This window comes from Aureimonas sp. D3 (genome assembly GCF_001463805.1).
GTDB classification, from domain to species: domain Bacteria; phylum Pseudomonadota; class Alphaproteobacteria; order Rhizobiales; family Rhizobiaceae; genus Aureimonas; species Aureimonas ureilytica_A.
On the sequence record NZ_BBWM01000114.1, the window covers coordinates 1 to 311 of the forward strand.

The window sequence follows — 311 nt, forward strand, 5'->3', positions numbered from 1 at the left end:
TTCAAGGCTTCGAGATTGCCCCGCAGCCGCGCGCCCATGGCAAGGCAGTTGTCCAGCAGCCCCTCGTCCTCGATGATGCGCATGTTTTCCAGCGCCGCCGTCGGACCCGCCGTGCAGCCCCCGAAGGTCGAGATGTCCCGGAAATGGGCCATCGGATCGGCGTCGTCCTTGAACTTCTCGAACACGGCCTCCGTCGTCACCGTGCAGGAGATCGCCGCGTAGCCGGACGCCACGCCCTTCGCCATGGTCACGAAATCGGGCTGGACGCCGAAATTCTGGTAGCCGAACCAGGTGCCGGTGCGCCCGAGGCC

Annotated in this window: 1 protein-coding gene; it reads right to left on the reverse strand. The window is 66.2% G+C overall.

The window, feature by feature from the left end:
• A partial coding sequence (locus tag AUL36_RS23050) for an aminotransferase class III-fold pyridoxal phosphate-dependent enzyme (RefSeq protein WP_156418560.1) occupies positions 1-311 on the reverse strand: 311 nt, incomplete at both ends.